Here is a 16,064-nt window from a genome sequence, read left to right on the forward strand (position 1 = left end):
ATCCGGTAAGCTCCGAGAAGCAACTTGCTGATAAATATTTCGTATGACACAAAACCTGTCCTCCGCCGAACAAGCCCTGCGCGATGCGGCCCGCGAATACCACCGCAGCCCCGTCAAAGGCAAGATTTCCGTCACACCTACCAAGCCCCTGTCCAACCAGCGTGACCTGTCCCTGGCCTACTCGCCAGGCGTGGCCTATCCCTGCCTGGACATCGAGGCGGACCCCTCCACTGCTGCCGAATACACCTCGCGCGGCAACCTGGTCGGCGTGATCACCAACGGCACCGCGGTGCTGGGTCTGGGCGATATCGGCCCGCTGGCTTCCAAGCCCGTGATGGAAGGCAAGGGTTGCCTGTTCAAGAAGTTTGCCGGCGTGGACGTGTTCGACATCGAACTGGCCGAGCGCGATCCCGACAAGCTCATCGACATCATTGCCTCGATGGAGCCCACCCTGGGCGGCATCAACCTGGAAGACATCAAGGCTCCCGAGTGCTTCTACATCGAGCAGGAGCTGTCCAAGCGCATGAACATTCCGGTGTTCCATGACGACCAGCACGGCACGGCCATCATCTCCAGCGCCGCCTTGCTCAATGGCCTGGAACTGGTGGGCAAGGACATCGGCGCCGTCAAGGTGGCCGTCTCCGGCGCCGGCGCGGCAGCCATTGCCTGCGTGGACGTGATGGTGGGCCTGGGCATCAAGCGCTCCAATGTCTATATGGTGGACTCCAAGGGCGTGATCTATGAAGGCCGCCCCGGTGGTCTGGACGCATCCAAGCAGCGCTACGCACAGAACACCGAAGCCCGTACCCTGGCCGACGTGGTCGACGGCGCCGACGTGTTCCTGGGCTGCTCCGCTCCCGGCGTGCTGACTGCCGACATGGTCAAGACCATGGCCGACAAGCCCATCATCCTGGCCCTGGCCAACCCCGAGCCCGAAATCCGCCCCGAACTGGCCAAGGCCATCCGCCCGGACTGCATCGTGGCTACCGGCCGCTCCGACTATCCCAACCAGGTCAACAACGTCCTGTGCTTCCCCTACATCTTCCGTGGCGCGCTGGACTGCGGCGCCACCAAGATCACCGAAGCCATGAAGCTGGCCTGCGTGCGTGAAATCGCCGCCCTGGCCAAGCAGGACGTCAGCGACGAAGTCGCCGCCGCCTACCAGGGCAAGGAGCTGACCTTCGGCCCCGACTACCTGATCCCCACGCCCTTCGATACGCGCCTGATCCTGCGCATCGCTCCCGCCGTGGCACAGGCAGCCGCCGAATCCGGTGTCGCCACCCGCCCCATCGAGGACATCGCCGCCTACCGCGAAAGCCTGACGCGCTTCGTCTACCAGACCAGCATGTTCATGCGCCCCGTGTTTGCAGCCGCCAAGGCCAATCTGCAGCGCGTGGCCTATGCCGAAGGTGAAGACGAGCGCGTGCTGCGTGCCGTGCAGGTTGCCGTGGACGACGGCTTGGCCAAGCCCATCCTGATCGGTCGCCCCGCCGTCATCGAAGCCCGCATTGCCAAGGCAGGCCTGCGCATGCAGCTGGGCAAGGACGTGGAAATCTGCAACCCCGAAGACGACCCTCGCTTCCGCCAGTACTGGGAAACCTATCACAAGCTGATGGGCCGCAACGGCGTCACTCCCGAAGCCGCCAAGGCTGCGGTGCGCCGCTCCAACACCCTGATCGCCGCCCTGATGGTGCACCTGGGTGATGCCGACGCCATGCTGTGCGGCCTGGTGGGCCGTTTCGACAGCCACCTGGCCCATCTGGAAGACGTGCTGGGCCTGAAGAAGGGCGCCAACGAGTTCGCAACCGTGAACGCCGTCATGCTGGAATCGGGCACGCTGTTCGTGGCCGACACCTACATCAACGACGCTCCCAGCGCCGAAGAACTGGCAGAGATCGCCAAGATGGCTGCCGACGAAGTGGCACGCTTCGGCCTGCCACCCAAGGTTGCCTTCCTCTCGCACAGCAACTACGGTTCGTCCACACGCGGCTCGGCCCGCAAGATGCGCGCTGCACGCGACCTGTTCGCCGCCGCCAACCCCGGCATCGAATGCGATGGCGAAATGCACGGCGACGCTGCTCTGGACGCCAACGTGCGCAGCCACTCCCTGCTGGAGTCCTCGCTGACCGGCGCTGCCAACGTGCTGATCTGCCCCAACCTCGACGCCGCGAACATCCTGTTCAACGTGCTCAAGACCACGGGCGGCCATGGCACTACCATCGGCCCCATCCTGATGGGCTGCTCGGCCTCCGCCCACGTGCTGACCCCCTCCTCCACCGTGCGCCGCGTGGTCAACATGACCGCTCTGGCAGCCGCTCAGGCCATCGCACTGCGCAGCTGATCAAACGGCACCTCTCGGGCATCCCGCCCGAGGCGGCAACAAAACGCCCTCAGGGGCGTTTTGTTTTGCCCCATACCCTGCCTTGAGCTTTGAGCCCTTCGTTCATTCACGGCGGCCTGTAACGCGCGCAGCAAACGCTCATGGCAGACGCCATGATGAAAAGTGAGCGCCCGTCGAGATACAGCAAGCGCCATACGCTATGGTTTTCATAGATAAGGCAAAGATGCGCATAATGCCGAACGGCGCACAATCCTTGTGTAGAATCCTGCCATCCGGAGGTTTGGGTGAGTGGTTTAAACCAGCAGTCTTGAAAACTGCCGAAGGAGTGATCCTTCCGTGAGTTCGAATCTCACAGCCTCCGCCAAGATCTAGTGTAAGTTGTTGATTTATAACGGAATTTTAAAAAATCAACATGTCGTTATACGCTTGGTTATACGGAATTGTTTGCATAAAATATAAGCAATCGCTCCTTAGCTACCCTGCACTCAAAGCCCTGAACCCCAACCGCTCAGGGCTTTTTTGTTGCCTGAAGCTCAGCGAACATGCCCTTGAGCACCAGCACATATTCCAGCACCTGCAGCGCCGTGTCGATGGCCCAAGTCTTAACTTCAGCCTGATCTAGGTTTGAAGGCTTCCACAACCCATCGCACCAACAGCAACTGACTTCCCACTTTGCGGCACTGATGCGCTCAAACACAGGTGGCTGCAATTGCACTGCTTTCCAGCGCTTGGCGATAGCTAGTTGCAGCTGAGCTGGCAACACGCCTTCGCCTTGCAGCAGCAAGCGTAGCCCCAGCCCAGTCCCCCAGCTCTCTTGCCGTAGCTGCACCATGGTCAAGTTGGGCCATGCTGGTGCAGCACCAAACGCACGCGGCAGCTGAATCGTCAGCGTGGGTTGACCTTGGCGCAGGTGCACGGCCAGTGACAGCGGCAAAGGCTCTTTGACTCCCTGCACTTGCAGTTTGGCTGATGTAGCGTTGGTCAGTTGAGCCTGCAAAGTGCGCTTCACGCACCGCCACCACGCCAGTCGAAGCTCGGGCACATCGCCCAAAGCTTGAAACAGCCGTTCATGCCACGCTATGCGCTTCGCCAAAGCCTTGGCACTCAGGTTCATGGCTTCGGCCATTTCTTGAATAGCCAGCATGACGTGACCATGCGCAGGAGCCAGCCCCAGCACCCGCCTTGCAAACGTCAGCACCCAGGGCACATCACAGCGCCCGCTGTCCAAGTGCCACAGCAAAGCGTGAACCGCGTCTGGTGCTTGATGCGGCGTACCGTGCACAACCGCTTGCGCATCTGCCGAATCCCGCCACTGCAACCAACTGGCTGCATCCTTGATGCCCTGGCTTTGCAAGAACGCCACGATGCTTCGCAGACGCTGCACGGCCTTGATGGCAGATGTTTGCTGGGTGATTTCACCTTGCCACAGCAAAAGGGCCAATTCGGCATCTTCATCAGGCCCGTATTGCTGCAGCAGTGCCACCAGCCGTGCAAAGCTGCCCAAGCCCAACTGGGGCACCGCACACCGTGCAAATGCCTGCCATGCAGCGGTGCGCTGACTAATTGGCTCAACCGACTGCAACGCCGCATCGGCCAATTCGAGCACCATGGCCGATTGCGGCTCCATGCACGGCTTGGCTGCATGTACATAACGCCCAGCTTCGGCACAGCCATTGAAGCAGCACGGCCACTGCCCACTCAATTCATGCGGAACAGGCGTACAGGCATCCAGTGCAGGCAATGTCATCACCGCCGCCAACAAACGCCGGTAGCGGTACCACCTCAGGTGATAAGGGTGCATGGTCAAACTTTCAAAACAGGCACGCCGCAACGGCACCTGAGTGCAGCTTCAAAAGCCAAGCACCAGGCGCACAACGTGCACAAGGGAAATCAGAAGAAAGAGAGCGAGAAACTGAAACTCAAGCCAGCGCAATGGCCGTACCACGGCGACTGCGCAAACCGACTTGCACCACCTTGTCCAAGGTGGCTTTTTCTGACCAGCGGGCATTGGTGTTGCGCAGCTTTTTGCTGCCCCAATGCTCCAGCAAGGCATTCCAGGGAGTGAGTGGCACACCGTCCATCAAAGGGTCGAGTACCAGCAAGGAATGTGGTTTGCCATCGGCATACATCACACCCACTGCCAGCACCCAATGGCTGTAGCTGGGGGAAATGAAGCGCACCAGGCACACATGGTCAGATTCCAATGCAGCCACCGTGCGGGCCTCGACATTGCGGCGCAGTTGGCGGCACTGCAGTTGTTCAGAAAACGGGGCAAACTGCTCTCTGATGGCTGCGCTGCTACAGCCGCTAAAGTACAGAGCTTGGCCCATGGCGCTCACTTCCATCAGGCGGGCGTCAAGGTCGCTTTCATACAGCGCATCGCGTGACACCTGACCCAACAGCATCAATGCCATCAGCACGCAATGGTGCCCGCAAGCCATGTCGTTCTCGCCCTGGCGCAACAGCAGCTTGTTTTGATAGGCCATTGCACCTGAGCGGCCCACACTCAGCTGCGAGTGCACCACAAAGTGCCGCCCCAGCATCAGTACTCCTCGGGCAACAACAGCGTGGTGCTACTGCGGTCAGCTTCTGTGATGATCCACAAGCGTTCTGTCTTGGAAAGCTCATACACCGACATCAGCCTGTAGCCGTACTGCAAAGCATCAGCGTTGGCTTGGCGATCTTCGGCACAAATATCGCCCCAATCACCCGAAACATGGCGCAGCACAAATGGCAGTGCAGTCAGTTGATGGGTTTCCAATAGCTCCAATGCCCCAGGTGTGGCCAGTACCTGGCCCAGGGCAAACAAGGGCGTACCAGCAGCAGCCTTGTGTTGAGAACCAGGAGAAGAATCGTTCTGGCATGCGGCGGCCTGACCTGTATCAGTCATAGAAAAACTCCAAAAGGGAAAAGTGGGAAAGAAGTGCCCTGTGCTGCCCAATACTTCCCCAAGGCTCACGACCTCAAATTGACAGGCACGGCTACGCTACACAAGCGTTCAAAACGCATGCGCGAGCAAACTACCTGATCAATTCAGGCGGCAAAACATGGGGGAAGCTCAGGATGTCGAGCGAGAGAAGCGGCCGATCAATGATCGAGCGGCTGGTTGCGCTGTGCAACACAAGCGCATACTCATTTTAAACAATGCTGATATTTGCATATCAAATATATTTGATATATTTAAATGGATATTTAAAAACAAAGGGCGCTGTTGCATAAATCCAGTTTTGGACGAGCTACCCCAAACCCCAGCCGTGGCTATGCCACGGCTGCCGTCTGAGGACGGCCAAGTTCTGTAAATCGATTCAATATGGCTGCTCGAATGTGCAGCTCGTGGCGCTGTTGCATAAATCAAGTTCGAGACGAGCTGCCCCCAACCCCAGCCGTGGCTATGCCACGGCTACCGTCTGAGGACGGCCCAGCTCAGTGAATCGGTTCAATATGGCTGCTCGGATATGCAGCTCGTTGACTTGGCGCTCAAAGGTGCGAGACATCACCCGTTCACCTAATCGTTTGACGCAGTTCATCTTGGTTTCCACTAAGCTTCGCCGGTGGTAGCCAATCCAGCGCTTCCAGATGCTCCGACCCAGTCGCCTGCACGAGGAAATCGCTGCATTGCGATACCTAAACACAGCTCCCTTGCGGATTCGAGCATTCTTGCGTGGAGGAATGATGGGAATGGCTCCATGCCTGACGACCGCTTCGTAAGCAGGCTGTGTGTCGTAGGCACCATCGCCAGTAAGGCTCTTGAGCGCTTCATCTGGTGGCAACTGCGCCAGCAAGTCTGATAGTGCAGAAGCATCACTGACGTTATTGCTCGTCACGCAGATTGCACGAATCTGCAAGGTGTCGGCATCGATGCCTATGTGCAGTTCGCGCCACTGACGACGGTATTCAGCACCGTGCTTTTTGCACTTCCATTCACCCTCACCAAGAAACTTGATGCCCGTGGAATCAACTAGAAGGTGCAAGCCTGCTTTGCTGGCGGAGTACGGGATCTGAACATTCAAGTCTCGCTGCCGCCTGCACAGGGTGCTGAAGTCAGGAACTGGCCATGCAAGGCCGCACAGTTGTAGCACCGACTCCACCAAGCCGGTGGTTTGTCTGAGAGCTAGCCCGAACAGGTTCTTGAGCGTCAAGCAAAACTGGATGGCAGCATCAGAGAACTTCGGGCTGCGCCCGCGTTTGCCGCTGGCAGCGGCAAACCAGGTTATGCGCTTGTCCAGCCAAATCGACAGAGAGCCACGAGCTTTTAGGGCTGCGTTGTATTGCTTCCAGTTCGTGGTTCGATAGCGAGTTTTGTTGGATGGACTCATGCAGCAAGCCTACGGCCTGCGGCACAGCGATTTATGCAACAACGCCCTTGGCCGTCCTCAGACGGCAGCCGTGGCATAGCCACGGCTGGGGTTTGGGGTAACTCGCCTCAAACTGAATTTATGCAACAGTGCCCTTCGGACTGCGTCCGCGTTTGCCACTTGCAGTGGCAAACCAGCACATGTCCTTGTTCAGCCACACCGTCAAAGAACCCCGAGCTTTCAGGGCTGCGTTGTACTGTTTCCAGTTGGTAGTTCGGTAGCGGGACTTGCGGGGCTGACTCATGCAGCAAGCCTACCGCTTGAAGAGCGTCGATTTATGCAACAACGCCCCAGCGATGTAAGAATCATTCCGGCAATGACACGCACTAATGCATTATCAGTTTACTTGCCTCAGTAAGCAAAAATATTCTAACGCAAATCGGTCTACATACATCAGAATTTAGCCATCAACAGACGACTGACAAATGAGGATACTGCGGCACGCTTGCCAGCAGGATGAAAAAAAACTCCCCGCAACTGAGTGCGTGCAACCAGCAACCTGATGAATGAATCGAGCAAATTCGGATCTGGGGCACTGGCACTGCACCAAAAAGCATGCAAACCACCTGCATGCGTCAGCCCGGCAATATCGAAGACAGCATCTCCCAAAACTTGCACTGGCCGTCTCAACTGCAAGGCCCTGAGCCCTGATGTACTGTTGACCGTCACAACACCAATGGCCTTCCCCAACATTTCATCCAGCACACCAGCCTCCAGATAGTGAACCCTATCGGTGATGCCCAGACGCTTGGCACTGCTGCCAATCCATTGTTTCCAATTGATGAGTCCAGGATCCCAAGGATGCATCTTGATGACTAGCTCGCTGTTTTCTGGAGCATGCTCAGCAAACGATTTCAGCACCTCATCCACTGCATCTCTCATTCCCTTGTAAGGAGAGTAGGCTCGAATCTGAAAATCATGATCAAGCTGCAATGGGAAGAGGTAAAAAGGTTGTGGTCGTTTACCCACCTGCCGGCATTTTTCTGCATTATGCTTTTTTCGCAGACGCCGTAACAGCAGCGACAAACCCATCGCAGGAAAGTAAATCACTGGATGAGGCCGCTCAATGGATTGCTGATAAAAAGGATATAGCAACTTCAGCACCATATTGCCAAAGCTCCCCAGCAGATCGCCCAGCGACATACGCCAATCGCTGTCCTTGAAAACCGGTGCGAAATCCACTGCAGGCAATCCCCGTGCCTCTGCATAAATAACGGCAGGATTGCGCGGCATGCTGGAATCCCGGCCCATACCATTGGCTTCCAGGGTGATCCAGTCTGGCCTGAAATAACCAAAATCAGTCACCATCACACGAAGCCCCAGCTCATGCGCAAGGGCTACCGCCTGCTTGTGATATTTGCGCTGCTCGCCAAGCAATACGATGTCAGTCACACCACGTGCGGCGATAAAGCGTCGCAGAAAATCATCCCAGTCAGTCAACCGACCACGAAAGCTCATGGCACGCGGGTCATGCCAAAAAAGCCAATCGGCAAAGCACAAATTGATGCGCGAAACACCATGGCCGTTGCGCTGCAATTCGTCGCCCACAAGCCTGAAAAAATCGCAGGGCATGCCCTGCAGAAAAAGAAAATGGCGCACGACACTCAGATCTTTTTTGGGGTGAAACTCGGTTGTGCGGCAAGCCAGGTAAGACTTTCCCGCATGCTCGAGGCGTAATCCACACGCCCGATGGGGCCCCCATGGGCAAGCAGCTTATCAATCGAATGACCACATGTACGCCCAAAGATCTGCACGATCAGTGGATGCAGCAATGGCTCACTCTGCAAATCAAGCCAACGCCAAGGCGCAGAAAGAGCACTGGCCAGCGGCATTGCCAGCCTATAGTCCAAATCCAACATCCACCCCTTGAGGCCGCTCCCCTGACGGAAATCACGTAAATATTCGCTCCAACAGACTGCCCAGGGGTCACGCACGTTATAGACCTGCCCAGCTGCGCTGGTGCTGATGCCCGCCCACAGCAGGACATCCAACAAATTCTCTACATCCAGCAAACCGGCATGATGGCGCCCACCATCGATGCACAGCATTGGCCCCGTGCGCAATGCGCTGGCGATGCGCGAGACGAACGGGCTGCCTGGCCCGACGATGTTGCCTGCCCGCATCACCACATAAGGCAGAGCGTGCTGACGACAAAAGCTCTGCACCAGCAAATCTCCCAGGCGCTTGCTTTCCCCATAGCCATAACGCACTGGCTCCAACGGCTTATCCTCGCTGACAGCCAACCGTGGAAAACCATAGACATCAAGCGTTGATATATGAACCAGGCGCCGCAGCGTAGAGCGCTGTTTGCACAGTTCGTCAAGCAGCGCCTGCACCCCCTGAACATTGGTGCGCAAATAATTCTCGAAATGCCCCCAAGTCGCGACATCTGCCGCGCAATGAAAGACATGAACCGCGCCGGAAAGCAGCCGCGCCAGCGCCGCCCTATCCAGCAAATCCCCCTGCACCACGGTACAACGACTCACCAATTGAGGATCCAATCTGGCCGGCTCGCGAGCCAGCACTGTCACGAGCGCACCCACCTCTTGCAGCCGCCGCAACAATTGCCTGCCGACAAAGCCCGAGGCTCCCGTCAGCGCAACGGGCACACCCGCATATGCCTGCATCCATGGCTTCGCATCCTGCGATCTATCCATCAGCCCTCCTTGACCCGCGAGGACTTGAAGATCATCTTGTTCTCAAGCTTGGCCGGTTTGTTAAGCAGCGCATAGCCAAGGCCAAAAAACGGATTGAGCAAAGCCCATGGACAGCGAATCGCAAAATGAATGGACTCCAGGCGTGCCCCAACGTCTTGCTTGACGGAATAGGTGGTCAACCCCATCTCCAGACGCCGCACCTTCAAATTGATCGCCGTTTCAATCACCGCCTGTGCAACATACAGGTACAAGCTGTCGTTGACGGGCTCCGCGCGGCCAAAGTAAAGCCAGCGCAGCGTATCCCGGTCATGCAGCAACAACGCATGCCCAACAAACACATCGTCACGAAAAAAGCGTAGTACCTTGGCGGCCCCTTCCAGCCCCGACGACAACTCACGGTAAAAGGTCGGCGTCAACACCTCTCGCTGAAACTCATTGGCCCTTTCATGCACGATCAGCCATTGGCGGCACAGCTCATCGGCCAAAGGGGCAAAGTCCTCGACCAGATCATGCCGAACCTGTAATTGCACATTCTTGCGCAGGTGGTTGTTGATCTTGCTGCGATAGTAGCTTTTCAAGTCATCACGATATTCATCAATCGTGTCCCAGCGCACATCCAAATACGTATTGGGCAGACCCGGCACGATGTGGTAGCCGCAGCCGCGCAGCAAATGCAACCAGCCTGCCTCTTCCGACTCAAAATCGCGCAGCACCATCACCAGCGCACGGCTGCGACGGGCATACGCCTGCAGCGTACGGTGCCAGACCGGAATAATGTCTTGCAACGCCAGATCGGGATGCAGCACCAGTGGTGGACTATTCAGGATGATGGGCGTACCGCACTCCAGCATCTTCAGCTTCAGAAAGCTCGGGAAGACCAGGCGCACCTTTTCCAGCGTGCGGCGCAGCCACTGCGGAGCAAAAATAGCGATATCAGTGGTCACCATGTAGAACGTCGTCTGCCCCACCGTTTGACCATCCTCATCGGTGAACACCACATAGCGATACTGAAAATCATTGAGGCCCGACTCCTCGACAATCGTCCAGAACGCATGCGTAACCGTCAACGAACGCGCATCGAGCAACGCATCCCAGACCGCAGGATCTATCTCGCGAATCGACTCGTAAACCTGTGCCTTGATCACGCGCTTCTCCTACGCTTGCCATCCTGCCACCACGCAAGCAACTGCAGCACAGGGCGCCACAGACGTTGCGACCACGACAGCCTTCCCCGCGAGCGATCGCGCCATGTCAGGAGTTCCTGCAGCGTCTGTTCCGGCGTGCCACACGCCGCGCCTTGGGTATCGAAATAACGCGGATAGAGAATTAATGCGCCAGCAACCAGCGCATCCAGGGACAATTCACGTCCTCGCCGGGGCATAGGCAACAGATCTTGGGTCAATCCCCAACCGGCATAAAAAGGCTGCCCGTGGCACACAACCTTGCGCCCACGCAGCAGAGCCTCAAACCCTGCCAAAGAAGTCATTACATGCACTTCGTCCACACGTTCCAACAAATAGTGCATGGGTACATGCACCAACAATTCATCACAGAAGTCCACCGCCCGTGACTCCGCCTCGCCCCGCAAACGCAGGCCAGCTACTACATCAGGGTGCGGCTTGTACAGTACATAGGCATCCGGATGAGCCACCCGCACCCTGCGCAGCAACTCCAGATTGGTGCGTACGACTGGCGAGCCATAGCGGATGGAGGCATCCGTCTCCACCTGACCCGGCACCAGGATTACCCGCTGCCCTCGCTCAGGTCTAGACCATTGGCCAACACCGACGTTGTACTTGGTCAGCCCCTCATGAACGATCATCTCCCTCAGTGCCGCCGCACGCTGCAACAACTCTGGACTCCACACTGTAGTGGCCAGAAGCGTCTCCATGTCCGATGGAGCCGTGGCATCGAAATACATGCCTCGTCGGTCCAGCACCCACGACATCGGGCGCACCCAGTCCGCCCCCAAGCCGACTGAGCGCAGAAAACCATCTTCAACTCGCACCAGCCGCACACCTGGAGCCAATAGCGGCAACGCTGGCACACCCCAAACCGCCAGCAGCGCACCCGGCGGCACCGCTTCAGGCGCATCCACGAACACCAGGCTCAACCCCGGGAAGCAGGCGCGCAAAAAAACACGCTTGCGCCACGCAAAACCCAGGGCATACAAAATGCTGTCCTGGATCACAACGAATCCGTACTCAAGCAGCGGCGCATCAGTGTGTGGACCTGATCGAAATGGGCCTTCCACGTCGGCGCTCGCCAGCCATGCATGCGTGCCAACTGCGCCCGTCTCCTTGTGCCATTCGTGTGCACATAGTCATCAATGGCACGTATCCAGCCAGGGCCATCCAGAGGATCTAGATATTCAGGCACATCACTGGCCACTTCACGAAATGCCGGCAGATCGCTGGCCAACACCGGCACGCCCGCCGCCAGCGCCTCCACCAACGGCATACCGTACCCCTCTGCGAACGATGGAAACAGCAAAGCCTGGGCATGAGCTAATAAAGTCGCCAGTTCGGTGTCATCACAGCCTTGGCGCTCCAGCACAAAGCCGCGCAACGCCTCGCAGCGATCCAGCAGATCAAGCACCTGCTCACATTCCCAGCCCCGCTGACCCACAATGACCAAACGCGGAGCGCGTTCTCCATCCCGCTGCACCAAAGCCCGCCACACATTCAGCAGCAGCAAATGGTTTTTTCGCGGCTCAATCGTTCCCAGCATCACGAAATATGGCGGCATCCATGGCCGCTCTGCCCGGGGGCGCGCCAACCGCGCCGGCGCCAACAATGCCACCGCCAGCGGTGGCACCGCACTACCCATACGCTGTGCATACCCCCGCAGTTCCTCCGCAGTGGCCGCTGAATTGGCAAGAAGGCCACAGCCTGTGGATAGCATCGTCGTCAGACGCTGCTCATGCTTGGCGGCCTCCCCGGGGCGGCAATACTCAGGGTGCGTAATAGGAATCAGATCATGCAAAAAATACAGAGGCCGTAGACCCAATCTCTGAACCCGAGTTGCATAACCGGCATCCTGTAATCCACTGTGGCCAGTATTCAGCAGCACACTGGCAGCCGCAGGCTGACGCCAATCCTGCACATAACTGCACCCAACCCACCAGCGCAGGCGAGCCCTATCCACCTTCCGGGGATTACGCAGCAGCGCATCGAACACCCTACGAGAGCGTCGTAGCGACATAAAAATCCAGCGCCCGCCAAATCGCACCAAAGCTTGAGCATCGGCACCAAAATGCCGCACATACTCCAGACTCACACGATCCACGCCAGTCGGCAGCCGCCCCTGCAAGGCACGGTCAAGCGCACGGGTGATATCAATCACGATGCATGCATTCACCAGACCGAACCCATTATTTCGTCAGATTAATAAGATTCGCAGCGGAGAAGACTGACGAAGTCACAATATTCATAAATTTCTGCAACTCCGCCGCTGGTGCATTAGCGACGTAAACCACGTCCTTATTGCGAATCGGAAAATTCTGCGCAACCAGTAAAGAAGCAGGATTTTTCAGATCAAGCCGATATACGACTGGCGCACGTCCATCAGGCGTCATAGGCCCCACGCGCAAGCGGGCATCTAACGCCTTTGGATCCTCAAAGCGGAAAACGAAGACGCCACGGGCATCCGCACGAGCATCTTGAATTCCGCCAGCACGCGCTAATGCCTGCGCCAGTGAAATACCTTGGGCTTCAAAGTTGATTTCCTCGTTCTTGCCCGTTGCACCCAGCGCCGTAAAGCTCAAAGGCTGGAAGTTGACCGTCACCACATCGCCAGGCGCCAACAGCACATTGTCCCCAGGTGCTTGAACCACACGATCCAAGGGCATGCTGGCCACTTTCGTACCACGCACCAACTGCACCGTCACTTTATTCACCGGCTGACGCACGCCACCGGCAGCGGCAATGGCATCCAGCAGGCGCTCTCCTTTGGCAGTCAGCGGCATGCGCTGACTCTGGGCGACTTCTCCAACCACAGTCACATTGGACGTAGCATTGCGGATCACGCGCACCATCACCTGCGGCTGGTTGGCTTTACCCTTCAAGCGGCGAGCGATTTCTGCCTCAATCTGCTGCGGTGATTTACCTGCAGCCGCAATGCTCCCAGCAAAGGGAACATTGATCTGCCCCTCATGGGAAATCATCTGCTCCGGCAACGCAGCCACTCGTGAGCTCATTGCTCCGGAGCGGGGGTCCAATGACGTCACACCAAACAATGCAGCAGGCGGAGCCTCCCAGATCGACACCTCCAGCACATCTCCGGGGCCTACGCGATAACCTATTGGTTGGTTGTCGGCAAAAACTTGTCCAAATCGATCACGACGATCGACTTCCGCCGCCTGACGGGCGACGCCTTCCGTCACATCAATGACAGGTATCGGAAGCGCCGCTGCCTCCTGCACCGTCACTTCTTCCGCGCTAGGTCCTGACGCAGGCAGCCACGCAGGGTAGGAGGAGCATCCGGTCAAGAAAAATGCCAGTAAGGCGGAGGCTGTGCATCCTCTACCCACTCGAGCTATTCTTCGATCGAATTTCACAGACGCAATATTGCGGGCTATCTTCACACCAGAAATCATTTCCATCTTTCACTTTTCAATGCAAATCCACTTTCAAAGCTGGAATCTACATTCATCAAAACAGCGCACTATCAGCGCATTGCCTTACGGTACACATCCATGGTTCTGTCAACGCAGCGGCTCCATGTGAACCCCTGAGCTATGGATACACCTTCCGTGCTCGCCGCTGCACGCCAGTTCTCATCACAAAGATTTTTATGAACAGCATGGGACAGTGCATCAATATCCTCAGGATCCACCAACAGCGCAGCGCCTTGCGTCACCTCAGGCAGCGAAGTGAACTTGGAGGCTACAACCGGAACACCAGAAGCCATGGCCTCCAGCACAGGTAGTCCGAATCCTTCGTAGATAGATGGGTAAATGAAAGAATGGGCTCCCGCATAAAGCGCAGGCAAGTCCCCCTCTGGTACAAACCCAAGATAACGTAGCCATCCGCGTGCCGCGAGATGTTCAATCTTCTGGTGCAACTCATCACTCAGCCAGCCACACCCCCCGATCAAAACCAATGGGTACCTCTCTCGCACGGCAAGCGGCAGGCATTCATAGGCCAGCAGCAGATTGGAAATCTTCTTGCGAGGCTCCATGGTGGAAACACACAACGCATACTTTTTGTATGCTAAATGGTATTTCTCCAAGGTTGGAGTCACTTCAGCAAAAGATGATGGAGAAAATTTTGAAGAAACACCTAACGGAACGGCTGTAATTTTGTCAGCAGGCCAAGACAGAAAATCCATGACTTCAGCCCGGGTCGCTTCGGAATCTGTAATCAAGTGACTGGCTCGCGCCATGGAATCCTTGAAGTCTCGCTCGAAATGCAGAATGCGCTCCTGAGGATGCGTCTCCGGGTATTTGAACACCGACAGATCGTGCACAGTGGCCACGCCCGCCTCCGCGCAATCAGGTAGAAAAAAATTAGGGCCGTGAAAGACACGGTCTTTGCATCTGACAGATGACTGCCAGTCGCGCAGCCAGCGCGGTTGCTTGATCCTGAAAAGTGGCTTTCTGGCTTGGGCAGGCGCAGCCACTGCGGGGGCCTGCAGCAAACGCGCAGGCTCTTCGATCCAGCGGCCATTGCAGTAAAACCACACATCCTGCATTTGTGTGTGCGCAGGCAGCCGCTGCGACAGCTCCCACGTGTAGCGGCCAATCCCTGTGAGGCAGGGGGACAAGGCTTCCACAGAAAGAACAAGCTTCAACGTCACGCCTCCAGCATCCAGCGCAGGGTGTCGCGCAGCGCGATCTCGGGCACCGCCCCCACCACCGCATCCAGCCTGCCCCGGCTGCCCAGCAGCGTCTTGACCTCGTTTTGCCGCACAAAAGCCGGATTCACACGTACTTCAAAGTCTTGCCCTGAAATCTCGCGCACCATGGCCAGCACGTCGTTCAAAGACCATGCCTGGCCCGAGCACACATTGAAAGTCTGCCCCACGGCAGCCGGCACCTCAAGCAGCCGCCGGTACAGCTGCACGACATTGCGCACGTCAGAAAAATCACGCGCCACATCCAGGTTGCCCAGTTCAATCAGCGGGGCACGCCTGCGCACATGGTTGACGATCTTTGGAATCAGAAAGCTCTCTGCCTGCCCCACGCCGGTGTAGTTGAAAGGCCGCACCGTGATGAGCGGCAGGCGGCCCGCATACAGGCGCGCGGCATACTCCATCGCCAGCTTGCTCACGGCATAGTCGTTGGCTGGCGCGGGCGGGGTGTTTTCGTCCAGCACGCCGCCCACCGAGTTGCCGTACACATTGGCGCTGCTGGCCAGCAAAACCGCATCGAGCGGTGCATTGCTTTGGGCCAACGCCTCCAGCAGATGGCGCGTGCCCACCAGATTGGTGCGGTAGATGGCTTCTATATCGCCATGCGCCACAAAAGCAATGGCGGCAAGGTGGGCCACCTTATCGGGCTGCACCTCATTCACCACCGCAGCCAGCCTTGCGGCATCGGACAAATCGGCCACATGCAATGCACTGACCCCCGGCACCTTGCCCGAAACAACGGATTTATGCACCAAGCCATGCACTTCATGGCCCGCATCCTGCAGCGCCGCTGCAAGGTAACGGCCGGTGAAGCCGTTCGCTCCAGTCACCAAAATTCTGCTCATTGATCTACCTCAT

The 16,064-nt window shown here is 57.5% G+C and carries 13 protein-coding genes, 1 tRNA gene and 1 pseudogene; 2 read left to right on the forward strand and 13 right to left on the reverse strand.

Annotated elements, in window-relative coordinates:
• The first annotated feature begins 43 nt into the window (after positions 1-43).
• Positions 44-2,341, forward strand: coding sequence for an NADP-dependent malic enzyme (locus FSY45_RS23075; protein WP_003063708.1), 2,298 nt, complete (start codon positions 44-46; stop codon positions 2,339-2,341).
• Positions 2,342-2,615: 274 nt separating this feature from the next.
• A tRNA-Ser gene (locus FSY45_RS23080) sits at positions 2,616-2,705 on the forward strand.
• A gap of 144 nt (positions 2,706-2,849) precedes the next feature.
• Here the strand turns inward: FSY45_RS23080 and FSY45_RS28375 are convergent.
• The 13 genes and pseudogenes from FSY45_RS28375 to FSY45_RS23145 form a co-directional block, all read right to left on the reverse strand.
• On the reverse strand, positions 2,850-3,467 hold the full coding sequence (locus tag FSY45_RS28375; RefSeq protein WP_255443409.1) for a hypothetical protein: 618 nt from the start codon (positions 3,465-3,467) through the stop codon (positions 2,850-2,852).
• 793 nt (positions 3,468-4,260) lie between these two features.
• On the reverse strand, positions 4,261-4,884 hold the full coding sequence (locus tag FSY45_RS23090; protein WP_148748404.1) for a hypothetical protein: 624 nt from the start codon (positions 4,882-4,884) through the stop codon (positions 4,261-4,263).
• Positions 4,884-5,231 carry a type I restriction endonuclease subunit M gene (locus FSY45_RS23095; protein ID WP_148748405.1) on the reverse strand — a complete coding sequence of 116 codons (348 nt, stop codon included), beginning with the start codon at positions 5,229-5,231 and terminating at the stop codon, positions 4,884-4,886. Before FSY45_RS23095 ends, FSY45_RS23090 begins: the two co-directional genes overlap by 1 nt.
• A 499-nt stretch (positions 5,232-5,730) precedes the next feature.
• On the reverse strand, positions 5,731-6,657 hold the full coding sequence (locus tag FSY45_RS23100) for an IS5 family transposase (protein WP_148748406.1): 927 nt from the start codon (positions 6,655-6,657) through the stop codon (positions 5,731-5,733).
• A 136-nt stretch (positions 6,658-6,793) separates the two neighbouring features.
• A pseudogene (locus FSY45_RS23105) lies at positions 6,794-6,940 on the reverse strand (IS5/IS1182 family transposase); the annotation flags it as partial.
• 149 nt (positions 6,941-7,089) lie between these two features.
• Positions 7,090-8,295: a capsule biosynthesis protein gene (locus tag FSY45_RS23110; protein ID WP_148748407.1), complete on the reverse strand. Its 1,206-nt coding sequence runs from the start codon at positions 8,293-8,295 to the stop codon at positions 7,090-7,092.
• Positions 8,296-8,300: 5 nt separating this feature from the next.
• Complete coding sequence (locus FSY45_RS23115) at positions 8,301-9,353, reverse strand: NAD(P)-dependent oxidoreductase (protein WP_148748408.1); 1,053 nt, start codon at positions 9,351-9,353, stop codon at positions 8,301-8,303.
• Positions 9,353-10,498: a GNAT family N-acetyltransferase gene (locus tag FSY45_RS23120; RefSeq protein ID WP_148748409.1), complete on the reverse strand. Its 1,146-nt coding sequence runs from the start codon at positions 10,496-10,498 to the stop codon at positions 9,353-9,355. The genes FSY45_RS23115 and FSY45_RS23120 overlap by 1 nt, the downstream gene beginning before the upstream one ends.
• Positions 10,495-11,544: a beta-3-deoxy-D-manno-oct-2-ulosonic acid transferase gene (locus FSY45_RS23125; protein WP_148748410.1), complete on the reverse strand. Its 1,050-nt coding sequence runs from the start codon at positions 11,542-11,544 to the stop codon at positions 10,495-10,497. The genes FSY45_RS23120 and FSY45_RS23125 overlap by 4 nt, the downstream gene beginning before the upstream one ends.
• The gene (locus FSY45_RS23130; RefSeq protein WP_370512848.1) at positions 11,541-12,698 is read right to left on the reverse strand and encodes a glycosyltransferase family 4 protein; all 1,158 of its coding nucleotides are present in this window, start codon (positions 12,696-12,698) and stop codon (positions 11,541-11,543) included. Before FSY45_RS23130 ends, FSY45_RS23125 begins: the two co-directional genes overlap by 4 nt.
• A gap of 28 nt (positions 12,699-12,726) precedes the next feature.
• The gene (locus FSY45_RS23135) at positions 12,727-13,950 is read right to left on the reverse strand and encodes a polysaccharide biosynthesis/export family protein (protein WP_148748434.1); all 1,224 of its coding nucleotides are present in this window, start codon (positions 13,948-13,950) and stop codon (positions 12,727-12,729) included.
• Between the two features lie 71 nt (positions 13,951-14,021).
• A complete protein-coding gene (locus tag FSY45_RS23140) occupies positions 14,022-15,152 on the reverse strand; it encodes a glycosyltransferase family 4 protein (protein ID WP_370512849.1) in 1,131 nt (376 codons plus the stop codon).
• Complete coding sequence (locus tag FSY45_RS23145; protein WP_148748412.1) at positions 15,149-16,051, reverse strand: GDP-mannose 4,6-dehydratase; 903 nt, start codon at positions 16,049-16,051, stop codon at positions 15,149-15,151. The genes FSY45_RS23140 and FSY45_RS23145 overlap by 4 nt, the downstream gene beginning before the upstream one ends.
• Positions 16,052-16,064 lie beyond the last annotated feature (13 nt).

Origin of the sequence: Comamonas sp. Z1 (genome assembly GCF_008121555.1) — a bacterium.
Lineage (GTDB): Bacteria > Pseudomonadota > Gammaproteobacteria > Burkholderiales > Burkholderiaceae_C > Comamonas > Comamonas thiooxydans.

Coding starts and splice junctions, on each gene's coding strand:
- FSY45_RS23090 (WP_148748404.1), bottom strand. CDS start 4,884: ATGCTGGGGCGGCACTTTGTGGTGCACTCGCAGCTGAGTGTGGGCCGC.
- FSY45_RS23115 (WP_148748408.1), bottom strand. CDS start 9,353: ATGGATAGATCGCAGGATGCGAAGCCATGGATGCAGGCATATGCGGGT.
- FSY45_RS28375 (WP_255443409.1), bottom strand. CDS start 3,467: ATGGCCGAAGCCATGAACCTGAGTGCCAAGGCTTTGGCGAAGCGCATA.
- FSY45_RS23075 (WP_003063708.1), top strand. CDS start 44: ATGACACAAAACCTGTCCTCCGCCGAACAAGCCCTGCGCGATGCGGCC.
- FSY45_RS23135 (WP_148748434.1), bottom strand. CDS start 13,950: ATGATTTCTGGTGTGAAGATAGCCCGCAATATTGCGTCTGTGAAATTC.
- FSY45_RS23100 (WP_148748406.1), bottom strand. CDS start 6,657: ATGAGTCCATCCAACAAAACTCGCTATCGAACCACGAACTGGAAGCAA.
- FSY45_RS23145 (WP_148748412.1), bottom strand. CDS start 16,051: ATGAGCAGAATTTTGGTGACTGGAGCGAACGGCTTCACCGGCCGTTAC.
- FSY45_RS23095 (WP_148748405.1), bottom strand. CDS start 5,231: ATGACTGATACAGGTCAGGCCGCCGCATGCCAGAACGATTCTTCTCCT.